Annotated in this window: 17 protein-coding genes; 9 read left to right on the forward strand and 8 right to left on the reverse strand. The window is 67.7% G+C overall.

All coding sequences use genetic code 11. The annotated features are described in order from the left end of the window. The first annotated feature begins 26 nt into the window (after window positions 1–26). Window positions 27–236, forward strand: a complete 210-nt coding sequence (locus ACLJPL_RS31860) for a DUF1918 domain-containing protein (protein WP_380961757.1) — start codon at window positions 27–29, stop codon at window positions 234–236. Between the two features lie 40 nt (window positions 237–276). Here the strand turns inward: ACLJPL_RS31860 and ACLJPL_RS31865 are convergent, their stop codons facing one another. Genes ACLJPL_RS31865 through ACLJPL_RS31880 form a run of 4 tightly spaced genes read right to left on the reverse strand, consistent with a single transcriptional unit; the run spans window position 277 to window position 2,242 of the window. Next, window positions 277–462 (reverse strand): DUF397 domain-containing protein, encoded by a 186-nt coding sequence (locus tag ACLJPL_RS31865; protein ID WP_411084435.1) that lies wholly within the window; start codon window positions 460–462, stop codon window positions 277–279. Beyond that, window positions 459–1,331, reverse strand: coding sequence for a helix-turn-helix domain-containing protein (locus tag ACLJPL_RS31870; protein WP_411084436.1), 873 nt, complete (start codon window positions 1,329–1,331; stop codon window positions 459–461). The genes ACLJPL_RS31865 and ACLJPL_RS31870 overlap by 4 nt, the downstream gene beginning before the upstream one ends. 7 nt (window positions 1,332–1,338) lie before the next feature. After that, the gene (locus tag ACLJPL_RS31875; protein WP_411084437.1) at window positions 1,339–1,863 is read right to left on the reverse strand and encodes a DUF6879 family protein; all 525 of its coding nucleotides are present in this window, start codon (window positions 1,861–1,863) and stop codon (window positions 1,339–1,341) included. Next, window positions 1,823–2,242, reverse strand: coding sequence for a hypothetical protein (locus tag ACLJPL_RS31880; RefSeq protein WP_411084438.1), 420 nt, complete (start codon window positions 2,240–2,242; stop codon window positions 1,823–1,825). The genes ACLJPL_RS31875 and ACLJPL_RS31880 overlap by 41 nt, the downstream gene beginning before the upstream one ends. Before the next feature lie 461 nt (window positions 2,243–2,703). Between ACLJPL_RS31880 and ACLJPL_RS31885 the strand changes: the two genes are divergently transcribed. The 3 genes from ACLJPL_RS31885 to ACLJPL_RS31895 all read left to right on the forward strand — a co-directional run bounded on the left by ACLJPL_RS31885 (window position 2,704) and on the right by ACLJPL_RS31895 (window position 4,458). Further along, window positions 2,704–2,946 (forward strand): DUF397 domain-containing protein, encoded by a 243-nt coding sequence (locus ACLJPL_RS31885; protein WP_411084439.1) that lies wholly within the window; start codon window positions 2,704–2,706, stop codon window positions 2,944–2,946. A gap of 198 nt (window positions 2,947–3,144) precedes the next feature. Continuing rightward, window positions 3,145–3,543, forward strand: coding sequence for a hypothetical protein (locus ACLJPL_RS31890; RefSeq protein WP_411084440.1), 399 nt, complete (start codon window positions 3,145–3,147; stop codon window positions 3,541–3,543). Between the two features lie 45 nt (window positions 3,544–3,588). Further along, entirely contained in the window at window positions 3,589–4,458 is an 870-nt protein-coding gene (locus ACLJPL_RS31895; protein ID WP_411084441.1) for a JmjC domain-containing protein, read from the forward strand. A 95-nt stretch (window positions 4,459–4,553) separates the two neighbouring features. Here the strand turns inward: ACLJPL_RS31895 and ACLJPL_RS31900 are convergent, their stop codons facing one another. After that, window positions 4,554–5,885, reverse strand: coding sequence for a glycoside hydrolase family 10 protein (locus tag ACLJPL_RS31900; protein WP_411084442.1), 1,332 nt, complete (start codon window positions 5,883–5,885; stop codon window positions 4,554–4,556). 196 nt (window positions 5,886–6,081) lie between these two features. On the opposite strand from ACLJPL_RS31900, the gene ACLJPL_RS31905 reads away from it, so the two are divergent. Then, window positions 6,082–6,942: a 3-hydroxybutyryl-CoA dehydrogenase gene (locus ACLJPL_RS31905; protein ID WP_411084443.1), complete on the forward strand. Its 861-nt coding sequence runs from the start codon at window positions 6,082–6,084 to the stop codon at window positions 6,940–6,942. A gap of 345 nt (window positions 6,943–7,287) precedes the next feature. Here the strand turns inward: ACLJPL_RS31905 and ACLJPL_RS31910 are convergent, their stop codons facing one another. From ACLJPL_RS31910 to ACLJPL_RS31920, 3 genes are all read right to left on the reverse strand, one after another. Next, a complete protein-coding gene (locus tag ACLJPL_RS31910; RefSeq protein WP_411084444.1) occupies window positions 7,288–7,512 on the reverse strand; it encodes a hypothetical protein in 225 nt (74 codons plus the stop codon). 241 nt (window positions 7,513–7,753) lie between these two features. Continuing rightward, a complete protein-coding gene (locus tag ACLJPL_RS31915; RefSeq protein ID WP_411084445.1) occupies window positions 7,754–9,445 on the reverse strand; it encodes a TIGR04141 family sporadically distributed protein in 1,692 nt (563 codons plus the stop codon). A 105-nt stretch (window positions 9,446–9,550) separates the two neighbouring features. Next, on the reverse strand, window positions 9,551–9,826 hold the full coding sequence (locus tag ACLJPL_RS31920; RefSeq protein WP_411084446.1) for a hypothetical protein: 276 nt from the start codon (window positions 9,824–9,826) through the stop codon (window positions 9,551–9,553). A 478-nt stretch (window positions 9,827–10,304) separates the two neighbouring features. Here ACLJPL_RS31920 and ACLJPL_RS31925 point away from each other — a divergent pair, with 478 nt between their 5' ends. From ACLJPL_RS31925 to ACLJPL_RS31940, 4 genes are read left to right on the forward strand one after another with little or no spacing between them, the layout of a single operon-like run. Further along, window positions 10,305–12,407, forward strand: coding sequence for a hypothetical protein (locus ACLJPL_RS31925; RefSeq protein ID WP_411084447.1), 2,103 nt, complete (start codon window positions 10,305–10,307; stop codon window positions 12,405–12,407). 26 nt (window positions 12,408–12,433) lie between these two features. Beyond that, window positions 12,434–14,056, forward strand: coding sequence for a type I restriction-modification system subunit M (locus tag ACLJPL_RS31930; protein ID WP_411084448.1), 1,623 nt, complete (start codon window positions 12,434–12,436; stop codon window positions 14,054–14,056). Beyond that, window positions 14,053–15,258 (forward strand): restriction endonuclease subunit S, encoded by a 1,206-nt coding sequence (locus ACLJPL_RS31935; protein WP_411084449.1) that lies wholly within the window; start codon window positions 14,053–14,055, stop codon window positions 15,256–15,258. The genes ACLJPL_RS31930 and ACLJPL_RS31935 overlap by 4 nt, the downstream gene beginning before the upstream one ends. Beyond that, entirely contained in the window at window positions 15,255–18,527 is a 3,273-nt protein-coding gene (locus ACLJPL_RS31940) for a type I restriction endonuclease subunit R (RefSeq protein WP_411084450.1), read from the forward strand. The genes ACLJPL_RS31935 and ACLJPL_RS31940 overlap by 4 nt, the downstream gene beginning before the upstream one ends. The last annotated feature ends 145 nt before the right edge of the window (window positions 18,528–18,672 follow it).

The following is an 18,672-nucleotide window of genomic DNA, read 5'->3' on the forward strand; positions in this document are numbered from 1 at the left end:
CGCCCACTCGCGAGGAGGTCACTCCGATGGAGGCACACGCGGGCGACCGGCTGCTGATGCACGGCAGGACCGTGGGACAGCACGACCGGGTCGCAGAGATCATCGAAGTGCTCGGGGACGGGGGCGCTCCCCCGTACCGCCTCCGCTTCCCGGACGGCCACGAACACCTGATGTCCCCCGGCCCCGACAGCGTCGTCCAGCACATCGAGGCCCCTCAGGGCCGGCCGCCGCAGTAGAGAGGGGAGGGGCCCAACTCCGCACTCGTGAATCGTGAATTCACAGAAGGAGTCCCTTCGCATGATCCACGAAATCCGCCCAGGGCGCTGACCTGACGGTCATGGCGCCTTGTTCCCGGTGCTTGGTGTCCCGGACCATCACTCTCACCGGATCGTTGTCGGCCACCTCCACACAGGTGTCGGACTTCGTGTAGCTGCTGGTACGCCAGTTGGGCTTGCCTCTCAAGTCGACCTCTCCCCATCACTTGCCATGCCGTCGAAGTGCCGGATCGCGGCCAGTATCAAGTTCCTGGCTGCTTGTCCGTAGACGGCGGACCGTCTGTGCAGCTCGAATGCCTTGCGGTAAAGCTCGATCTCTCGTGGCTGTGTGACGGACATTTCCGCGGAGTACGTCTCCACCATGACGAGCTGGTCGTCAAACATGGAGAAGGCGTGCCCGATCCAGAGAGCAAGGTGCGCGGACCGTGGGACGATGCCCAGGCTGAGCCTGGGAAGCGCCATCACAGCCATCAATCGATCGAGCTGCCCCCTCATGACCTCCGGGCCACCGTGGTTCGAGTAGAGGGCCTGCTCGCCAAGCAGGACGCTGAAGACGCGGTCGCCCTTGTACAGGTATGACTGCCGTTCGAGGCGCTTCGCCACGGCAGCGTCCGTGTCGGCAGGCGTCTCGTGGAACTCCGATACCTGCTGAAATACATCCTGCGCGTACTCGGCAGTCTGGATCGTTCCCCACACGGTGGCAGGGTCCCAGATACGAAATACCTTGGTCTTCCTGTAGAGGGGCAGGGACTGCTTCTGGCGGTTCTCGGTCCCGGCCGCAAGTACTCGTCGCCACTCCAGCCACAGCTCGTCGATGTGGCGGACCGTGGCGATCAAGTCAGACAAATCAGCCTCGTGCCCGGTCTTCTGACACCAGAGACGTATGTCGTCCTCGCTTGCGTTCTGCTTGCCGTTCTCGATCCGAGAGACCTTGGACTCCTGCCACCCTGTCGCAGCAGCGAAGGCCCGGCCGCTGCCGAATCCCGCGTCCTTGCGGAATCCGCGCAGCCGGGCGCCCAGCACCTCTCGTGTCTCTTGTGCCTTCTGCTCACTCACGGAACGGTCAGAGCTTGTACTCGTTGTGCGGGATGGACTGGCCCCAGAGCAGATCCCGGATTCGGACGCACTCGGCGACGACCGCGGGGGTCGCGATGATCTCAGAGCCCAGGACGCGCCCTGACTCGTCGAAGTGCCCCACGGCCAACGTCGTGTCGTCGAAGAGCCACCAGTCGTTGCCCGCGACGGGAAGCACCAGGCCCTTGGGCATCTCGTGGCGCGGCAGCCAACGGATGGACTCGCCGGCCTCCTCATTGACGTGGGTTGAGATGTACTCCCACCGGATGTACGGCGCGTGCGGCTCAGTAACGACGCGCACGCGGCGCACGGTCTTCCCCTCGTCGGTGACACGCCTCATGAGCTGCAACCACGGTGCCATGAACGAGTCGTCCTCCTCGGCCCCGTCGAGCCATGCCCGGTACGGGCCGTCCTCGTCCGGGACTGAGTAGTCGTCTCTCAGCTCCAAGTGGAAGGCGTCGTGCGCGAAGCTCTCAAAGAGCTGATTGCGCTCCTCGCTGGAGATCAGCTCCACGCGGTTCCTCCAGTAGCGCTGCGATCGCGGCCCTGGAGACCTCGACCACGGTTTCGTAGTCCGGGATTCCCATCTGTGCCAGGGCTTCGGTGTCCGTCACCTCCTGGCCTTGCACAACGTACGTACCTCCAGGGGTGAGGACCATCAAGGGGTCCCCAAGACGCCTGAACTCACCGGAGGCAAGTCCGTCCTTCTCCAGGTGCTCGAACAGCTCGGTGGGCACCTCCACGGCCGTTTCGCCCTCGCGAATGGTGAGCTGTATCAGCAAGTCGTTCGCGAAGATCCTCCAGCCCTGAACGAGGTACGTGTCCCGATCCGTCGCGTAGAGAGTCGGGCAGTCTCCGCTCTTGGAGTTCCTACCAAGAAACCGTAACCGCATGGTCGATCTCCTGTCTGCCGGCTTGCGCGGGATTGCGCGCCACGGCAAGCGTCGAGCAGGGGTTCGGTGCCGTCAATCCTGTTGCTGCAAACTCGCGCAATCCGCTTGGGACTTGGGGCACGGCACCTCTACGTTCGTCTCGTGCCCAGCCTGCACGGGCAGCCGCCCCGCAGGCGGTGCCGGTCTCCGGCCGCCTTCACTCGCTTGAGGGAGGTGGCCGGCGACGCCCGGCGGCTCCCGTGGATCCGGGCTGAACCGAATGGTGTGGAGCCCCCTCAGAGCTCAGCAGGTTTCCTGCGTGCCGGCTCTGCCCCGCCTCATGACTCCAGCCCCGCACCCGCCGGGGCTGGAGCGGGTCGGTTCCCCATGCCCATGGACGGTTCGGCCAGGCAGGTGGGGTGCACGTGCACGACGGTGCGGAGAACGCATCTCCGCAGCCCTAGCACCAGAAGGACTATCCCATGGACGGAAACCTCTACGCCCTGCCCCTGCCCGAGACCGCCGCGTTCGAGCAGTACTGCGGTGGCAACCTCGGCGGGTCCAACGAGACGTGCGTGACCCTCGCGGCCATCCCCGGCGCGGAGTCCTCGTTCGCCCTCCGCGACAGCAAGCCGGAGGGCTCCGGCAAGGAGCTGCGCTTCACCGGGGAGGAGCTGAACGCCTTCGCGGTGGGCTGGGTCGAGAAGCAGGGCCTGACGGTCTGATCCGACCGTCCCACCCGAGCACGACGCACAAGGCAGGCGGGTCGCCCAGGGCTGTGCCCTGGGCGGCCCATCGTTCCCCGAAGGGCACATATGAGCTGGTCAGGGCACTGGCACGGATACGGTCCGTGGATCGGACCATCGGCTGACTACGCGAAAGAGGGGGGCCGCCGGCCCGCACACCCGAACGGCCCCCCTTCGGTGCCGGACCCCGAGGACAAGAAGCAGCAAGCAGTCCTCAGCCGGTATCGCGAAGCTGCCGCCGAGTTCCGGACGGGCGACGTGCCGCCCACGATGACCGGCCACTGGCTGATGAAGGGGAGCCAGGCATCGGCTGAGCGCACCTGGATCGATCTGGGTGTCACCCTGGCCTGGCTCACGAAGAAGTACGAGGAGAACCCGCCCTTCGTACGAACGGACGGGCTTGTGGCGTACACCGGCCTCGACAGCAGGCTGGAGTACGCCACTGACGTCCTGCCTCGTGGCGTCGACGTGAGCTGGGTGTACTACACGGCATCCAAGAACCTGACGTCGTTCTCGGTCGTGTGCTGCCCCAACCGGCTCCACCCGGACGTCCCTTGCCCACTCCCACCGTCGTAAGGAGCCGACGCGATGTCGCTCAGTCTCTTGCTCCCCGATGAGGGCGTGACCGCCCTCCTGACGTCCTGGCCGAACGAGCCCCTGGTCTTCGAACGAGGCTCGACCGAGCTGGACCGCACTGTCACACCGGAACTGATCGACCATTACATCGACACGGGATGCGTCCACGCCGACGAAATCGCTCTTGTGAAGTCGGGCCCTTCCCTGCACCCCGACTGCCACCGGACGAACGGCCGGACTGATCCGGTGAAGCTCCGCAAGCTCTACGGCGACGGCTACACCATCCGGCTCGGCAACCTTCAGCGCGTGGTCCCCTTCCTGGCGGATGTGGCCCGAGGCATTCAGCAGGAGACCGGCTACAGCAATTACCTCCACGCCTTCCTGACCCCACCGCGGAGTCAAGGTCTTCTGCACCACTGGGATCAGCAGATGGCCGTGATCGCACAGATCGAGGGCGTCAAACGGTGGCAGCTCTGGCGTCCGGAGTACTCCGCGCCGATGCGCGAGTATCAGGAATCCTTCCGGGTCTGGGACCCCGGCTTCATCCCGAAGTGGGAGGCGGCCGGCCCGGACATGGAGGTGGACCTGAAAACGGGGCAGTCGCTTCTCCTGCCGCGAGGGTGGGTTCACAACCCTCACGCCCTGGACTCCGACGAGCGGAGCGTTCACCTCACGTTCGCGATCCGCGAGCGCACTCCGCTCTGGATCGCCGAGAAGCTGATCGCGGCGGCGATCAAGGACCCCGACTTCCGTCGCGTGATTCTGCCCGACGATCTCCTGAGCACGACGCCCCTGACCGGCCGCGTTCAGGAGATTCGTCAGGCGCTCATCGGCTACCTCGAACGGGTGGACGTGGATCAGCTCGCCCTGGCCGTACGCAAGGCCGCTACAACCGAGCTGGAGTACAGCACATGACCTCGCCCCCGCAGCAGCAGTAGCGATCGCAAGGACCGGGGCCGGGACCGGGACCGGGTCGGTCCGAGTGGCCACGGTCCCGCCCCCTGCCCCTCTCACCGCGGCGCGCGGACCCGGTCCTGGTAGTGGTCGGCGACCACCCGGGCCATCGCGCCGATCCGGTCCGCCGCAACGTGCTTGGCGGAGAAGAAGACGTGCCCGCCCACCTCGTCGTGGTCCTTGGCCAGGGTGAGGTGGCGCGAGAGTTCCGCCGGGTCCTGCCAGGGGGCCGGCTGGGCCGGGTCGCCGGCCTTGTACAGCGCCTCCCCCACGTACAGACCGACGCCCGTCCCCCGCACGGTCCTGGTCCACCAGGCGAGGACCTTCGCGTAATCGGCGGAGGCCAGTCCGATGTGCCAGTAGATCTGCGGGCAGATGTAGTCGATCCACCCCTGCTCGACCCACTTGCGGGTGTCGGCGTGCAGGTCGTCGTACGTCTGGACGCCCGCCCGGGTGTCGGAGCCTCGCGGGTCGGTCGACGCGTTGCGCCAGACCGCGAAGGGGCTGATGCCGAACCGGACGCCCTGCCGGGTCTCCCGGATCCGCTCGCCCATCTCGCGCACCAGCCGGTCCACGTTGTCGCGACGCCAGGCGGCCCTGTCCGGGAAAGCGGAGCCGTACCGCTCGTAGGCGGCGTCGTCCTTGAACTCCTGGCCGGTCACCGGGTACGGGTAGAAGTAGTCGTCCCAGTGCACCGCGTCGATCGCGTACCGGCGGACCGCGTCCAGCATCGCGTCCTGGACGAAGCGGCGGACCTCCGGCAGCCCGGGGTTGTAGTAGAGCTTCCCGCCGTACGGCAGGACCCACTCCGGGTTACGCCGCGCCGGGTGGGAAGCGGTGAGGCGGGTGGGGTCCGTGTGGTTCGCCACGCGGTACGGGTTGAACCAGGCGTGCAGCTCCAGACCCCGGTCGTGCGCCTCCCGGACGGCGGTGCCGAGCGGGTCCCAGCCCGGGTCCTTGCCCTGGACGCCGGTGAGGCAGTCGGCCCAGGGTTCGTGCGGGGAGGGCCACAGAGCGTCGGCGGTCGGGCGGACCTGGAGCACCACCGCGTTGAGCCGCAGCTCGACCGCCCGGTCCAGGTGGGCGAGCAGCTCGGCCTTCTGCGCCGCCGCCGTCAGGCCCCGCTTGGAGGGCCAGTCCAGGTTGGCCACCGTGGCGATCCACACCCCGCGCAGCTCGCCCCGCGCCGCCCGGGCGTCCCCGCCGCCGCCCCGCGCCACCCGGGCATCCCGGCCGCCCCGCGCCGCCCCGGCATCCTCGCCCCCTCCCCGTACCGCCTCCGCGGCCGAGGAGGCGACCGCGTCGCCGCCCGTCGTCATCGCCGCCACCAGCCCGGCCGCGCTCACCACGAGCGACCTCCGGGTCATTCCTGTACGTCGTCGTCGCATGCGCCCCACTCGTCCCTTCGCGGTCACCACGACCCCGGTCGCTTTACGTAACTGCATCATGCCCTTCCGTAGCCGGATGACCCGCAGGTCATCGGGGCGGGCTCGCGGAGTAACGTCGTGGGGTCGAGGCGGGCACCGGAATCAGACGGGACCCTGCGATACGGAGAACAGCGAAAGGCACGAGGTGACGGACTCTATGGCCGACATTGCACGCGTCGGGGTGGTGGGCTGTGGCCAGATGGGCGCAGGTATCGCGGAGGTGTGCGCGCGCAGCGGCCTCGAAGTGAAGGTCGCCGAGACCACCGGCGAGGCGCTGGAGATCGGCCGCACCCGGCTGCACAACTCCCTCTCCAAGGCCGCCGAACGCGGCAAGATCACCGCGGAGGAGCGGGACGAGACCCTCGGCCGCCTGAGCTTCACCACCGACCTCGGGGAGTTCGCCGACCGCGACCTCGTCATCGAGGCCGTCGTGGAGAACGAGCAGGTCAAGACGGAGATCTTCCAGATCCTCGACCAGGTGGTGACCCGGCAGGACGCGATCCTGGCCTCGAACACCTCCTCCATCCCGCTGGTGAAGCTGGCCGTCGCGACCTCGCGCCCGGACCGGGTCATCGGCATCCACTTCTTCAATCCGGCCCCCGTCCAGAAGCTGGTCGAGCTGATCCCGGCGCTGACCACGTCGGACGAGACGATCGCGCGCGCCGAGGCCGTCGTGCAGGACGTGCTGGGCAAGCACCCGATCCGCGCCCAGGACCGGTCCGGCTTCGTCGTGAACGCGCTGCTGATCCCGTATCTGCTCTCCGCGATCCGGATGTTCGAGTCGGGCATCGCCAGCCGCGAGGACATCGACAACGGCATGGAGATGGGCTGCGCCCACCCGATGGGCCCGCTGAAGCTCGCGGACCTGATCGGCCTGGACACCGTGGCCTCGGTCGCCGACTCGATGTACGCCGAGTACAAGGAGCCGCTGTACGCCGCTCCCCCGCTGCTCCAGCGCATGGTCGACGCGGGCCGCCTCGGCCGCAAGACGGGCTCGGGCTTCTACCCGTACGGCTGACCGTCCTACCGCCGGGCCCGGCGCTCACGCCGCCGGGCCCGCGAGGGCACGTTCTCCGAGGTCAGGAACGTGCGCGGCCCCGAAAGAGCCTCGCCTCCCACTGCCGCCCCGGCTCCGTGCCGGAGTGCTACGGAGCGACGGCGCGGATGCGCGGGCCTGAGGCCCTGGGCCTTTCAGCGCTGTCGCAGCCTTCCCTGCTCGTACTGCGAAGACATGCTCGGGCCGCTCGACACGCCATCTGTTGTGAACCTACAAGCGGGAGCGGCGACGAACAGGACTCGGGCCTCGTGATCGCGCGATAGATCGGTCCCCGGCACTGCGCCGGAAGGGGCGGGGGATGGTCCGTCAGCGCCCTCCCCGCTGGGCGCGGCGCCGGGCCGAAGGCGCGGGCGCCGGTGGCGGGGGCTCGGGGCTGTCCTTCATCACGTCCAGCAGCCGGAATGCGCGTTCGCTGGTCTCGTGGGGTGCGCACAGCGCGGCCAGGAGCAAGACTCCGACAGTGGCCAGTCGGGCGGTGAACAGCACCGCGTCCATGTCAGTGTCCACTGCGTGCTGGTCTGTGGTCTTCATCGGCGTTCTTCCTCTCATTGAGCCGACGCCCGGCACGCCGGGCGTACGGGCTCAGGGTCTACGGTCGTCGAGCATGAAGGGCCTCGTCGAGGCCACGATCACTCCGTCCGGGCTCCGGTTCCGCTGCGGACCCTGGGGCCCGTACAGGAGCTGCGTGATGCTGGTCCGTGGTTCTGGCAGCGGAGGGCTGCCACCTTCCCCCAGGGCGCGGTCTGCCGTCAGGTAGATCCCGGGGCGCTGCCTACGCGGCGTCGGCGAAACCGCCGTCAGCGGCCGATCCGGCCGCGCTGATGCCCACGACCTCAAGCGAGACGCCGCGCGCGGCCAGTGCCTTCGCGGTCTGAGCGAGGGTGATCTGGGAGAAACCGAAGAGGGATTCAGGGGTGAGTTCGGCTCCGGTCTTCAGGTGGATGGCGAGGACGAGGCGCTTGGGGAGGAAGTCGTCGGGCAGCGTGCGCCGGCCGTCGCTCGCGATGCGAACGCGCTGGGCGAAGTTCGCGCGGGCGACCGCCGAGTCGTACAGAGCCTCGACGGCTACCCGGGCCTGGTTGTAGAGGTGGCTGAGGGCACCGGAGCCACGGGCCTGCTTGACGAGGACGAGCGTGTCGTCCTGCGTGAGGAAGTCGCAGATCTCGATCTGGTCGCTGGGCTTCGCCGGGTTGGGAATGGTCTTGCAGTCGAGCGCAACCCAGTCTTCCCAACCGACGGTCCGGGCCGTCTTCTTGTTGTAGGGCGTCTCCGACATTCCGCGAGGCCAGGCCGGCAGGACGACAGAGGGAACGGGAGCGAATAGCCGCCGCACCTCGGTGTGGAGGTAGGCGAGGTACGACGCCCCGAACTCGTACCACTCACCGTCCAGCAGGCAGAACACGTGGGAGCCGAGGGAGACGGTGGCCTCGATCCAGCGCAGGGTTCCGACTGTGGCGATCACGTCGTCCGGCGCGCTCCGCCTGCGGCGCTCCCGAAGGAGCTTGACGGTGCCGGACTTGAGGGCTTCGAGGCGGCTCCCGAAGGGGAGATGGCGGACGCGGCCGAGCACGTAACCAAGGTCGAACTCGTCCGACTCGAAGCTCCCGTCGCTGTTGATCCGCGTGCGGTAGCCGGCGGCCTCCGCGTCGTTGCGCAGGTGGTCGAAGGGCACGGTCTCGGCGATACGGCCGTCGGCGGGCAGGCCGAGCTGGTCGTCCAGCGCCCGCTCGAGCTGGGTGAGGACGGTCTCGTCCTTGACCGGGACGATGTGCTCAACGAACTCGAGGTCCTGATGCGGCAGGCGTTCGGTGCACGTGCGGGCGATCTGGCGGATGTCGGAGACCAGGTCCGCCGGCTCGACCCCGAGGGGCAGGCGCAGTCCGCAGCCGCCCAGCACGCTGAATCCTCCGGCCCTGCCCTTGAGGGTCCGCGTGAGCGGGGCGTCGTTGAGGTAGCCGCCGAGACTGCGCACGATCCGGGTGTGGTCGCCGAGTCCGAGCGCGGGCACGGGAGCACAGTGGGGAACAAGGGAGATGTCCGTGCGAGCCTGACCGAGAATTCCGGAGACGGCACCGCGGACGAGGGTCGGGTCGATCTCCCGGATCGCGAAGGACAGGCCGAACCGCTTGTCCTTGAGCTGCTCGGGGATGAGCCGGTACCCCTGGTCACAGCCGATGGCGTACACCTGGCCGTCGACGGCGAGCAGCAGCAGGGCGGCGGTGCGACGTACAGCCTCGGTGACGAAGATACCGGTGGTGCGGGCCATCTGCTCGCACCAGCCGGCCTCGTCCTGCTCCATGCCGCAGGTGAGGTAGACCGCCGGCACTCCGAGGCTGTCCGGCGTGTGCAGTTCCGCGCCGAGTGCGCTCAGGTAGTCGTGATCAAGGACGTCGTACATGGCTTCCCTGGTGGGGACCACGCCGTGAAGCCGGTAAAGGGTGCGCGAGACGGTGGCGGGTGCCATGAGGGTGCTCCGGAGTATTGGGGGCGCGTGAAAACGCATGCGGTGGACAGGAGATCGGGCCTTACGAGGAGAACGCGGTGGAAGGGGACGGCGGGGGGGGTGGGTTCAGGCCGCGGTGGTGGTCGGGGCGGTGGGCGGCTTCCTGACCGCACCGTCGATGGCACGCCGGGCGGTGCGCTCGGCGATGCGGCCGGTCGCCCGGCGCAGAGCGAGGTTGGCGAGGGTGTCGGCGGTCTCGTTGAGTTCGTGGCCTATGCGGCCCTTGAGCCGGCGGACGTCGACGCGTCCGGCATGCGGGAGGGGACGTTCGAGAAGGCTGCCGCTTTCGGGGAAGAGCAGGGCCCGATGTGCGGGATCAGGCGATCTCTCGGTGAGGGCCATGCGGAGGCGTGTCGTCGTCCTGTGCGCAGGGCCGGGAGCGCTGCTTCACGGAATGCCGATGATCGCGGCTTCGCCTCCTTAGGGGCGACGCGCCTTGTGACGGCTCGCCTTCTTCGGCGCGCCCGGCTCGGCCATGAAGCCGCGTACCTGGGGCGGGGCGGGCTCCTGAAGTAGCGGGGGGGAGGTCATGTCGGTCTCCGGTCTGCCAGTTCGGGGCCGGACTCGAATGAGGCCGGTGTCCCGATCGATGTCGTCGTGCTGACAGGGACCAAAGTGGCAGAACTCAAGACACGTGATGCTCTGAGAGTTCGATAACTAGGGTTATCAGACGTCCCAAGTGAATGAATCGTTCCGCAAGTACTGTGTGCAGAGTTCTGAGGTGCCGCATCCGCGAAGGGTGTCGGGATCGTCCATGAGGAGGGAGCGGAGCGAAATGACCGGTGCCCATGGAGCGGCTGCTCCCAACCTGCCGGAGGTTATGTCCGGGCGGATCAGTTACGCGGAAATCGCAACACTCGCGCAGGTCAAGCGGCCCGTCGTCACCACCTGGGCCCGCCGGCACGCCGACTTCCCGCAGCCCGTAGGCAACGAGGGCGGCAGTCCGGTCTTCGACGGTCGTGCTGTCGTCGAATGGCTTCTGACCACCGGCCGGGGCAAATCCGACGCTCGCCGGCTCCAGGCCGAACTGGCTCTGCACACTCTGTCCTCCTGGTGCCGGCGAATGCCCGCCAGGACGATGCTCGACGGAGTGACGGCGCTGATCCACCTGCGATACGAACTGGACGAGCCCCTGGCCGATCTCGGCTGGGACGCGCTCCAGCAACGGGCCGACGAGATCGACTTCGAGGACACATACATCCGCCGGGAGGTATTCGCGCTCACCGCTGACGACGCGGCCGGGCAGGCTCTCGTATGCCTCGCCGACGAGCTCGTCGAAGCGGCCTACTCCCCCGCCGAGGCCGTCGAGTGGGTCATGGAGGCCCGCCGCCGGCTGGGCTGCCATGACCTCGCCATGAACGAGCCCGCACCCGCCGTCGCCTCGGCTCTGGCCCGTCTGTCCGGCATCGCCGAGCTGGAGGAGGACGCGGAGGACGTCACCGTCGCGGTTCCCTACGCGAGCAGCGGCGACCTCCTGGTAGCCCTGCACGCGCAGACCGACCCCGAGGTCCGCCCCTTCTTCCTGGCTGCCGAACCCACCCAGGACCTCGCCCGTCTCGCCCGCCGCCGTATGCTCGTACGCGGCGTCCAGGAGTACGAGCTGGACTTGGCCGACGGTCAGCACCTGGCGACCGACGACTGGGGTTACCCCCGCGTCATCGTCTGCGTCCTTCCCTACGGGGCGGCCGAGGCGCGGAGCCCGCTCGCCGTTCTCCAGCAGGTCCAAGACCTGACCGATCTGCTGACCGACCACTGCGCGGCCGTCGTCCTCGGTCCCTCCGACGCCCTGGTCCACGCGCTGCCCCCGCGGGAGGAGGCCGACCGCCTGCGGCGCTCCTTCCTCACCGAGGGCCTCCTCAAGGCCGCTGTCGGCCTCCCCGAGGGCGCTGTCCCGTACCGTCCCGCCTACCGCACCGCGATCTGGGTCCTCTCCCGTACGCCGAAAAACGAGCGGCATGGTCAGGTACTGCTCGCCGACCTCTCCTCCAAGCCGCTCACGGCACCCGCCCTGGACGCCCTGGTCGAGGACCTCGACATGTTCCGCACCGCTGGCTGGAGGACAGACGGACGCCACGAGCCCCGCAACGGCGAGATCCTCGCCGCGACAGAACTCCGCGACCGGCCCGGTACCGCGTTCGCCTCCCAGCACCGCACGGCAGCCCGTCGCTACACGCGCGCGGTCGTGGAGCGTCCGTCCCGTATCTCGGACCTTGAACTGCGCCTGGCCCAGCTTTCCGACAAGGCGCGCCTCGAACTCTCCCTCGCCGCCGAGCTCAGGGCGCATGCCGTCCTGCGTCCCGAGGAGCGGCCCCTCCGGCGCACCACCGTGTCGCTCCTCGTCAAGCAGCGTCGTCTACGTCGCCTGCCCGGTCACCGCATCGCCTCCGAGCATCTGACCGTCGACGGCCACTACCCCGTGCTGACCCCCGACGAGATCACCGGCTTCGGCGCCGGAGGAGCCCGCCGCATTGATCGCGGGGTGCTCCTCACCTCCTACGAGCACGCCGAGTTCACCCAGCCCGGTGACGTGGTGGTCACGGCCACCCCGTCGTTCGGCGCGTGCGTGGACAAGGACGGCCTGTCGGTGGTCGGCTTCCCGGCGCGCGTGCTGCGGGTACGGCCCGACGCCGAGCGCCCTGTACGGCCGCGCGTGCTCGCCGCGCTGCTGCGGGCCGCCGCGGCGGAGTACGCGCGGGTCGACGGCGCGGTCAGGGCGGCCCGCCGCATCGAAGACTTCCCCATCCCCGACCTGGACCAGGACGAGGCCGACCGGTACGAGGCCCTCCTCGCCGAGATCGACCGCCGTACCGCCCTGCTCCGGCAGCAGACCGCGGCTCTGGACGACCTCGCCGCACTGACCGCCGCCGGCCTCACCGACGGCACCCTCACGCTCATCGAACCGCCCGCATCCTTCCGTTCCTGACCTCTCTCAAGGAGACCCGAGACTCCATGCCCCCACGGCAGAAGAAGCCCGTCGACCAGGTGGAACTGTTCACCGCCTCGACCGCGAAAGAGATCCAGGCCATCCTCTGGAAGGCCGCCGACAAGCTGCGCGGCTCCATGGACGCCGCCCAGTACAAGGAGTTCGTCCTCGGCCTGATCTTCCTCAAGTACGTCTCCGACGCCTTTGATGAGCGCCGCGAGCAGCTCGCCAAGGAACTCGCCGACGACGGGATCTCCGAGGACCGCGTCGCGGAGTTCCTGGAGGACCAGGACGAGTACACCGGCCACAACGTCTTCTGGGTCCCCGAGACCGCCCGCTGGTCCTGGATCGCCGCGCACGCCAAGAGCAAGGGCGTCGGCCTCCTCCTCGACGAAGCGATGGACGCCGTCATGCGGGCGAACCCCTCGCTGACGGCCGTCCTCCCGAAGATCTTCAACCGGGACAACGTCGACCAGAAGCGGCTGGCCGAGCTCGTCGACCTCATCAGCGACGCCCGCTTCGGCGGCGGCAGCAACGACAAGCCGGCCCAGGACGTGCTCGGCGAGGTCTACGAGTACTTCCTCGGCAACTTCGCCCGCGCGGAGGGCAAGCGCGGCGGTGAGTTCTACACGCCGAGCAGCGTGGTCCGTCTCATCGTCGAGATCCTGGAACCGTATGAGGGCCGGGTGTACGACCCCGCCTGCGGCTCCGGCGGCATGTTCGTCCAGGCGGGCAAGTTCATCGAGGCGCACCGCGGTCGCGGCCACAAGTCCGACATCGCGGTCTACGGCCAGGAGCTCAACGAGCGCACCTGGCGCCTGGCCAAGATGAACCTCGCCATCCACGGCATCGACGGGGACCTCTCCACCCGCTGGGGCGACACCTTCGACCAGGACCGGCACCCGGACCTCAAGGCCGACTTCGTCATGGCCAACCCCCCGTTCAACATCAAGGACTGGTCAAGGAACGAGAACGACCCGCGCTGGAAGTACGGGGTCCCGCCGAAGGCCAACGCGAACTACGCGTGGCTCCAGCACATCCTGAGCAAGCTTGGCGAGCGAGGCACAGGCGGCGTCGTCCTCGCGAACGGCTCGATGAGCAGCCAGCAGAGCGGCGAAGGCGAGATCCGGCAAGCGATGGTCGAGGCTGACCGAGTCGCCTGCATGATCGCCCTCCCGTCACAACTCTTCCGGACCACCCCGATCCCGGCCTGTCTGTGGTTCCTCTCGAAGGACAAGGGCCCGCAGGGACCGCGGCGGCTGACCGACCGTCGCGGGGAGATCCTCTTCATTGACGCGCGCGCCATGGGCGAGATGGTCGACCGCACGGAGCGCGACCTGAAGGCAGCCGACCTCGCGACGATCGCGGATACGTATCACGCATGGCGCGGGACGCAGTCGGCGCGTGACAAGGGGGTTCCGTATGCGGACGAGCCCGGATTCTGTGTCTCGGCCGACCTGGCGACGGTACGTGAGCAGGGCTATGTGCTGACGCCGGGACGGTACGTGGGCGCGGTCGATGTAGCGGAAGAGGGCACGGAGGCGATCGCGGAGAGGATCGCGAACCTCACGGAAGAGTTGTATGAGCTCTTCGATAAGTCGGACGAATTGGCCGTCGTGGTCCGAAACCAGCTGAAGGAAATCCGATGACCGAATGGAAGGTTCTGACTGTCGGCCAAGTAGCGAGTGTCGTCACGAAAGGAACCACCCCGACGAGCGTAGGTCATGAATTCCATTCCACGGGAATCCCTTTCGTGAAGGTGGAATCCATCACGCCGGATGGAATCATCAATCCAAGAAAACTCGCCTACATTTCCGAAAATGCACATGAACACTTGAAGCGCTCACAGCTCCAGGTCGACGACGTGCTGTTCACGATCGCAGGGACCATCGGGCGCGTGGCGCGGGTCCTCCCGGATGACGTTCCCGCGAACACCAATCAAGCAGTAGCGATTGTCCGATCTGATCCCACGAAGGTCAGTCCTCGTTTTATGCTGTACTGCCTTCGCGATGAACAGCGAGTCATGCGGGCCCAGTCGCGAGTCGTTCAATCCGTACAGGCCAACCTGAGCCTAGGCGAACTCAAGTCTGTTGAAATTCCGCTACCGTCGCTGGGCGAGCAGAGAGCAATCGTTTCGGTACTCGGAGCATTGGACGACAAGATCGCCGTCAACGAACGTATCGCGGCCACGGCTGATGACCTGGCAGAAGCCCACTACCATCACGAGCGAAGCATTCCCATCACAGAATTCACCCGGCTCGGCGAACTCGCACACGTGGTGGTTGGAAGCACGCCAAGCCGCTCGAAAGCAGAATACTGGACCGGCGGTACGGTTGGTTGGATTAATTCTGGAAAAGCCAACGAGTTCCGTGTCCTGACTCCCAGCGAGATGATCACCGAGGAGGGACTGTCCAAGAGTTCAGTCAAAATGATGCCGCCCGGCGCCACATTGATTGGAATCACTGGCGCCACTATGGGGCAGATCTCGCGCCTCGAAATCCCTGCCGGAGGAAGTCAGAACGTGGCTGGAGTCTGGTCTAGCAATTCCACTCTCAATGATTGGCTTTTCTACGACATCAAGGCTCGAGTATTCGATCTCACGAAGCACGCCTCTGGTGGCGCTCAACAGCATATCAACAAGAGGATTATCGTCGAGCTGGAGTGCGCGGTACCTGACGTCTCACGACTTGCGGCATGGTCTGAAAAGACCTCTCCACTTCTGAAGACCACAGCACAGGTATTGGTGGAGAACCGCACCCTCGCCGCCCTCCGCGACACCCTCCTCCCCCAGCTCATGTCCGGCCGCCTTCGCGTCGGAGACGCCGAGAAGATTGTCGAGGATCACGCATGACGCCCCACGGTGAGCACGCGTACAGTGCGGACGACTTCCGCCCGTTGGAGATCGACTGGGAGCGCTTCGCGCTCGGAGAGCTCCTGGAGCTCGACTGGCCGACCGCCGAAGGCAATGTGCTTGCCCCCGGTTCCGGTCACCGCGCGTCCTGGGACGACCTGATCCTGTATTCCGACCTCCGCGAGGCGATCGAGCGGCTGAACCCGGCCCTCTCCCCCGACGCCGTGCACGACGCCGTCGCCACTGCCGCCACGCCGGCCTCCCAGGACGCGTACGAGGAGAACCGGACCGCACACGGCTCCCTGACCGACGGCATTCGCTCCGTCACGTACGTCGACGCCCTCGGAGCCGAGCACAACCCGACGATCCGTATCGTCGACCTCGACGACGCGGACGCCAACACCTACCGCGCTGTCCGCCAGGTCACCGTCATCGACGGCGAGCGGAACCGTCGCTTCGACCTCGTCCTCTACGTCAACGGCCTGCCGCTCGCCGTCATCGAGCTGAAGCGGGCCGGCGACGAGGACGCCACCCTTGAGACCGCGCACGCGCAGATCAGCCGGTACGCCGAGGAGTTCCCGACCGCGTTCCGGTACAACGCGGTGATCCTCCTCTCCGACGGGATAACCGCCAAGTACGGCACCCCCTTCACACCGTACGAGCACTTCGCTCCGTGGAACACCGACGAGTTCGGGGCCCGCGTGGAGACGCTGGAGAGCGACGGCCTGGCCGAGACGGGTCAATCCCTCGCGCTGCACGGGCTCTTCGCCCGGCCCCGGTTCCTCTCGCTCGTGAAGTCCTTCATCAACTTCGTGCCCGCCAAGCGCATGAAGCGGATCGCCAAACCCCACCAGTACTTCGCGGTCACCCGCGCCGCCGACGCCGTCCGCGCCGCCGCGGCCAGTGACGGCAGGGCCGGCGTGGTCTGGCACACCCAGGGCTCGGGCAAATCCGAGGAGATGGTGCTGACGACGAATCTCGTCAGCCGGGATCCCCTCCTGCACAATCCCACCGTCGTGGTCATCACCGACCGCAACGACCTCGACGACCAGCTGTACTCCACCTTCCTGGACAGCGAGGTCCTGCCCGAGGACCCTCGGCAGATCGCCACCCGCGCCGAGCTGCGCGAGGAACTCGCCGCCAAGCGCACCGGCGGCATCCTCTTCACCACGCTCCAGAAATTCGGCAGGACCAAGCAGGAGAAGGAGTCGGGAACCGACCACCCGCTCCTCTCCGACCGGCGGAACGTCGTCGTCGTCGTCGACGAGGCCCACCGCAGCCACTACGACAGCCTCGACGGTTACGCCCGCCACCTGCGCGACGCGCTCCCGCACGCCACGCTCCTCGCCTTCACCGGCACTCCGATCTCCGAGGCCGACCGCGACACCCGCGATGTCTTCGGCGACTACATCGACGTGTACGACCTCAAGCGGGCGGCCGACGACGGCGCGACCGTGAAGGTCTACCACGAGAGCCGCGTCGTCCAGCTCGTCCTCGACCGGGACGTCGATCCCACCACCATCGACGCCGAGGCCGACCGCATCACCGACGGCCTGGACGACACCGAACGCCGGCGCGTCGAGCAGCTCGTCGCCACGATGAATGCGATGTACGGCGCGCCGGCCCGTATCCGCGATCTGACCGCCGACCTGGTCGAGCACTGGGAGGCCCGCCGCGAGCGCATGAAGGCGTTCGTCGGGGTGTCCGAGGAGCCCGGCGGCGCGGCCGGCAAGGCGATGATCGTCTGTGCTACCCGTGACATCTGCGTCAGCGTGTACGACGCCCTGCGCGAGCTGCGTCCCGCATGGCACAGCGATGAGGTCGACAAGGGCTCCATGAAGATCGTCTTCTCCTCGGACTCCCGCAAGGACCCCGAACGCCTGCGTACGCACGCCCTGCGCGGATCCCAGCGGAAGGCAGTCATCAACCGGGCCAAGGACCCCGATGACGCGCTGGAACTCCTCATCGTCAACAACATGCTCCTGACCGGCTTCGACGCCCCGCCGATCCACACCATGTACCTGGACCGCCCGCTCAAGGGCGCCAACCTGATGCAGGCCCTGGCCCGGGTCAACCGGCGCTTCCGCTCGAAGCAGGACGGCCTCCTCGTCGGCTACGCCCCGCTCACCGAGAACCTCCAGCGGGCGATCGCCGAGTACTCCGAACCCGACCGGAGAGACCGGACACTCGGTCAGGAGATCGACCGGGCGCTGGACGAGCTGCGCAACGAGTACGAGATCCTCGACGGCATCCTGCACGGCTGGGACTGGCGCGGCCGTCTCGCCAAGCCCTCCCAGCGGGCGTTCATCGAAGCGGCCCTCAGTACCGCGAACCACCTCCGCGACCCGCGCACTCCCGGCAACAACCCGCAGACGCTCGACAACCCCGACGAGACCCTGGGCCGCCGCTTCCGCGAGCACGCCCACCGCCTGGAGCGCTTCTTCGCGCTCGCCGGATCCTCCGCCGACATCGGCTCCCGGTTCCCGGACCAGCCGCAGTGGAAGCGCGACATCCAGTTCCTCGTCGAGGTCCGCGCCTACATGGCCAAGCTCGACGCCATGGACCGCGAGGCGCGCGGCCTGCCGGTAGCCCGCGACGTAGCCCTGTACCTCGCCCAGCTGACCTCCGCCGTCATCGAGACCGGCGGGGTGACCGACCTCTTCGCCGAGGCCGGTCTGGAGACGGCCGACCTGACCCACCTCAACGACGCCCTCATCGCCCAGCTCCAGAAGAGCGACACGCCTCACCTGGCCACCGAAGCGCTGCGCCGCCTCGTTGAGCAGAAGATGCGCGAGGTCACCCGGCACAACATCGTCCGGCAGACCGCTTTCTCCGACCGCCTCCAGGACCTCATGGTCAAGTACATGCGGCAGCAACTCACCAGCGCGGAAATCATCGCCAAGCTGGTCGAGATGGCCAAGGAAATCGCGAACGACGCGAAACGCGGCGACCAGTTCGATCCTCGCCTGAGCAACGACGAACTCGCCTTCTACGACGCCGTTGCCGACCTCGGCTCCGCGCGAGAGCTGATGGGCGACGAGGTCCTCTCCGGCATCGCCCGCGATCTCGTCGCGCAGATCCGCAAGAACCTCAAGCCCGACTGGATCGCCCGCGAGCCGGTCCGCGCCAAGCTGCGCAGCACCATCAAGCGCCTCCTGGCCAGGCACGGCTACCCGCCGGCCCAGGCTCCCGCGGCTATCGACCTCGTCCTGAAGCAGATGGAGCACTTCGCCGACGAGTGGGCCGCAGACGGAAGCGCCGGCACCTGACGTCCTGCCCGATCGGCAGGAAGGCGAAAGCGTGGTCTCGAACCACGGTCGACGCGGTGCGGGACGGACTACAGGAGGTACCGAATCGCCGTGGACCTCGGGCTCGCACTCGGAGTTCGCCAAGGCGCGGCGCTCGGCCTCGCGG

The sequence above is a fragment of the Streptomyces sp. cmx-18-6 genome (assembly GCF_046548915.1).
Classification (GTDB): domain Bacteria; phylum Actinomycetota; class Actinomycetes; order Streptomycetales; family Streptomycetaceae; genus Streptomyces.

Excerpts from the sequence above, each read along its gene's own strand:
- ACLJPL_RS31885 (WP_411084439.1), top strand. The coding sequence starts at position 2,704 with ATGGACGGAAACCTCTACGCCCTGCCCCTGCCCGAGACCGCCGCGTTC.
- ACLJPL_RS31905 (WP_411084443.1), top strand. The coding sequence starts at position 6,082 with ATGGCCGACATTGCACGCGTCGGGGTGGTGGGCTGTGGCCAGATGGGC.
- ACLJPL_RS31900 (WP_411084442.1), bottom strand. The coding sequence starts at position 5,885 with ATGCGACGACGACGTACAGGAATGACCCGGAGGTCGCTCGTGGTGAGC.
- ACLJPL_RS31880 (WP_411084438.1), bottom strand. The coding sequence starts at position 2,242 with ATGCGGTTACGGTTTCTTGGTAGGAACTCCAAGAGCGGAGACTGCCCG.
- ACLJPL_RS31940 (WP_411084450.1), top strand. The coding sequence starts at position 15,255 with ATGACGCCCCACGGTGAGCACGCGTACAGTGCGGACGACTTCCGCCCG.
- ACLJPL_RS31860 (WP_380961757.1), top strand. The coding sequence starts at position 27 with ATGGAGGCACACGCGGGCGACCGGCTGCTGATGCACGGCAGGACCGTG.
- ACLJPL_RS31920 (WP_411084446.1), bottom strand. The coding sequence starts at position 9,826 with ATGGCCCTCACCGAGAGATCGCCTGATCCCGCACATCGGGCCCTGCTC.
- ACLJPL_RS31935 (WP_411084449.1), top strand. The coding sequence starts at position 14,053 with ATGACCGAATGGAAGGTTCTGACTGTCGGCCAAGTAGCGAGTGTCGTC.
- ACLJPL_RS31925 (WP_411084447.1), top strand. The coding sequence starts at position 10,305 with ATGTCCGGGCGGATCAGTTACGCGGAAATCGCAACACTCGCGCAGGTC.
- ACLJPL_RS31910 (WP_411084444.1), bottom strand. The coding sequence starts at position 7,512 with ATGAAGACCACAGACCAGCACGCAGTGGACACTGACATGGACGCGGTG.
- ACLJPL_RS31930 (WP_411084448.1), top strand. The coding sequence starts at position 12,434 with ATGCCCCCACGGCAGAAGAAGCCCGTCGACCAGGTGGAACTGTTCACC.
- ACLJPL_RS31915 (WP_411084445.1), bottom strand. The coding sequence starts at position 9,445 with ATGGCACCCGCCACCGTCTCGCGCACCCTTTACCGGCTTCACGGCGTG.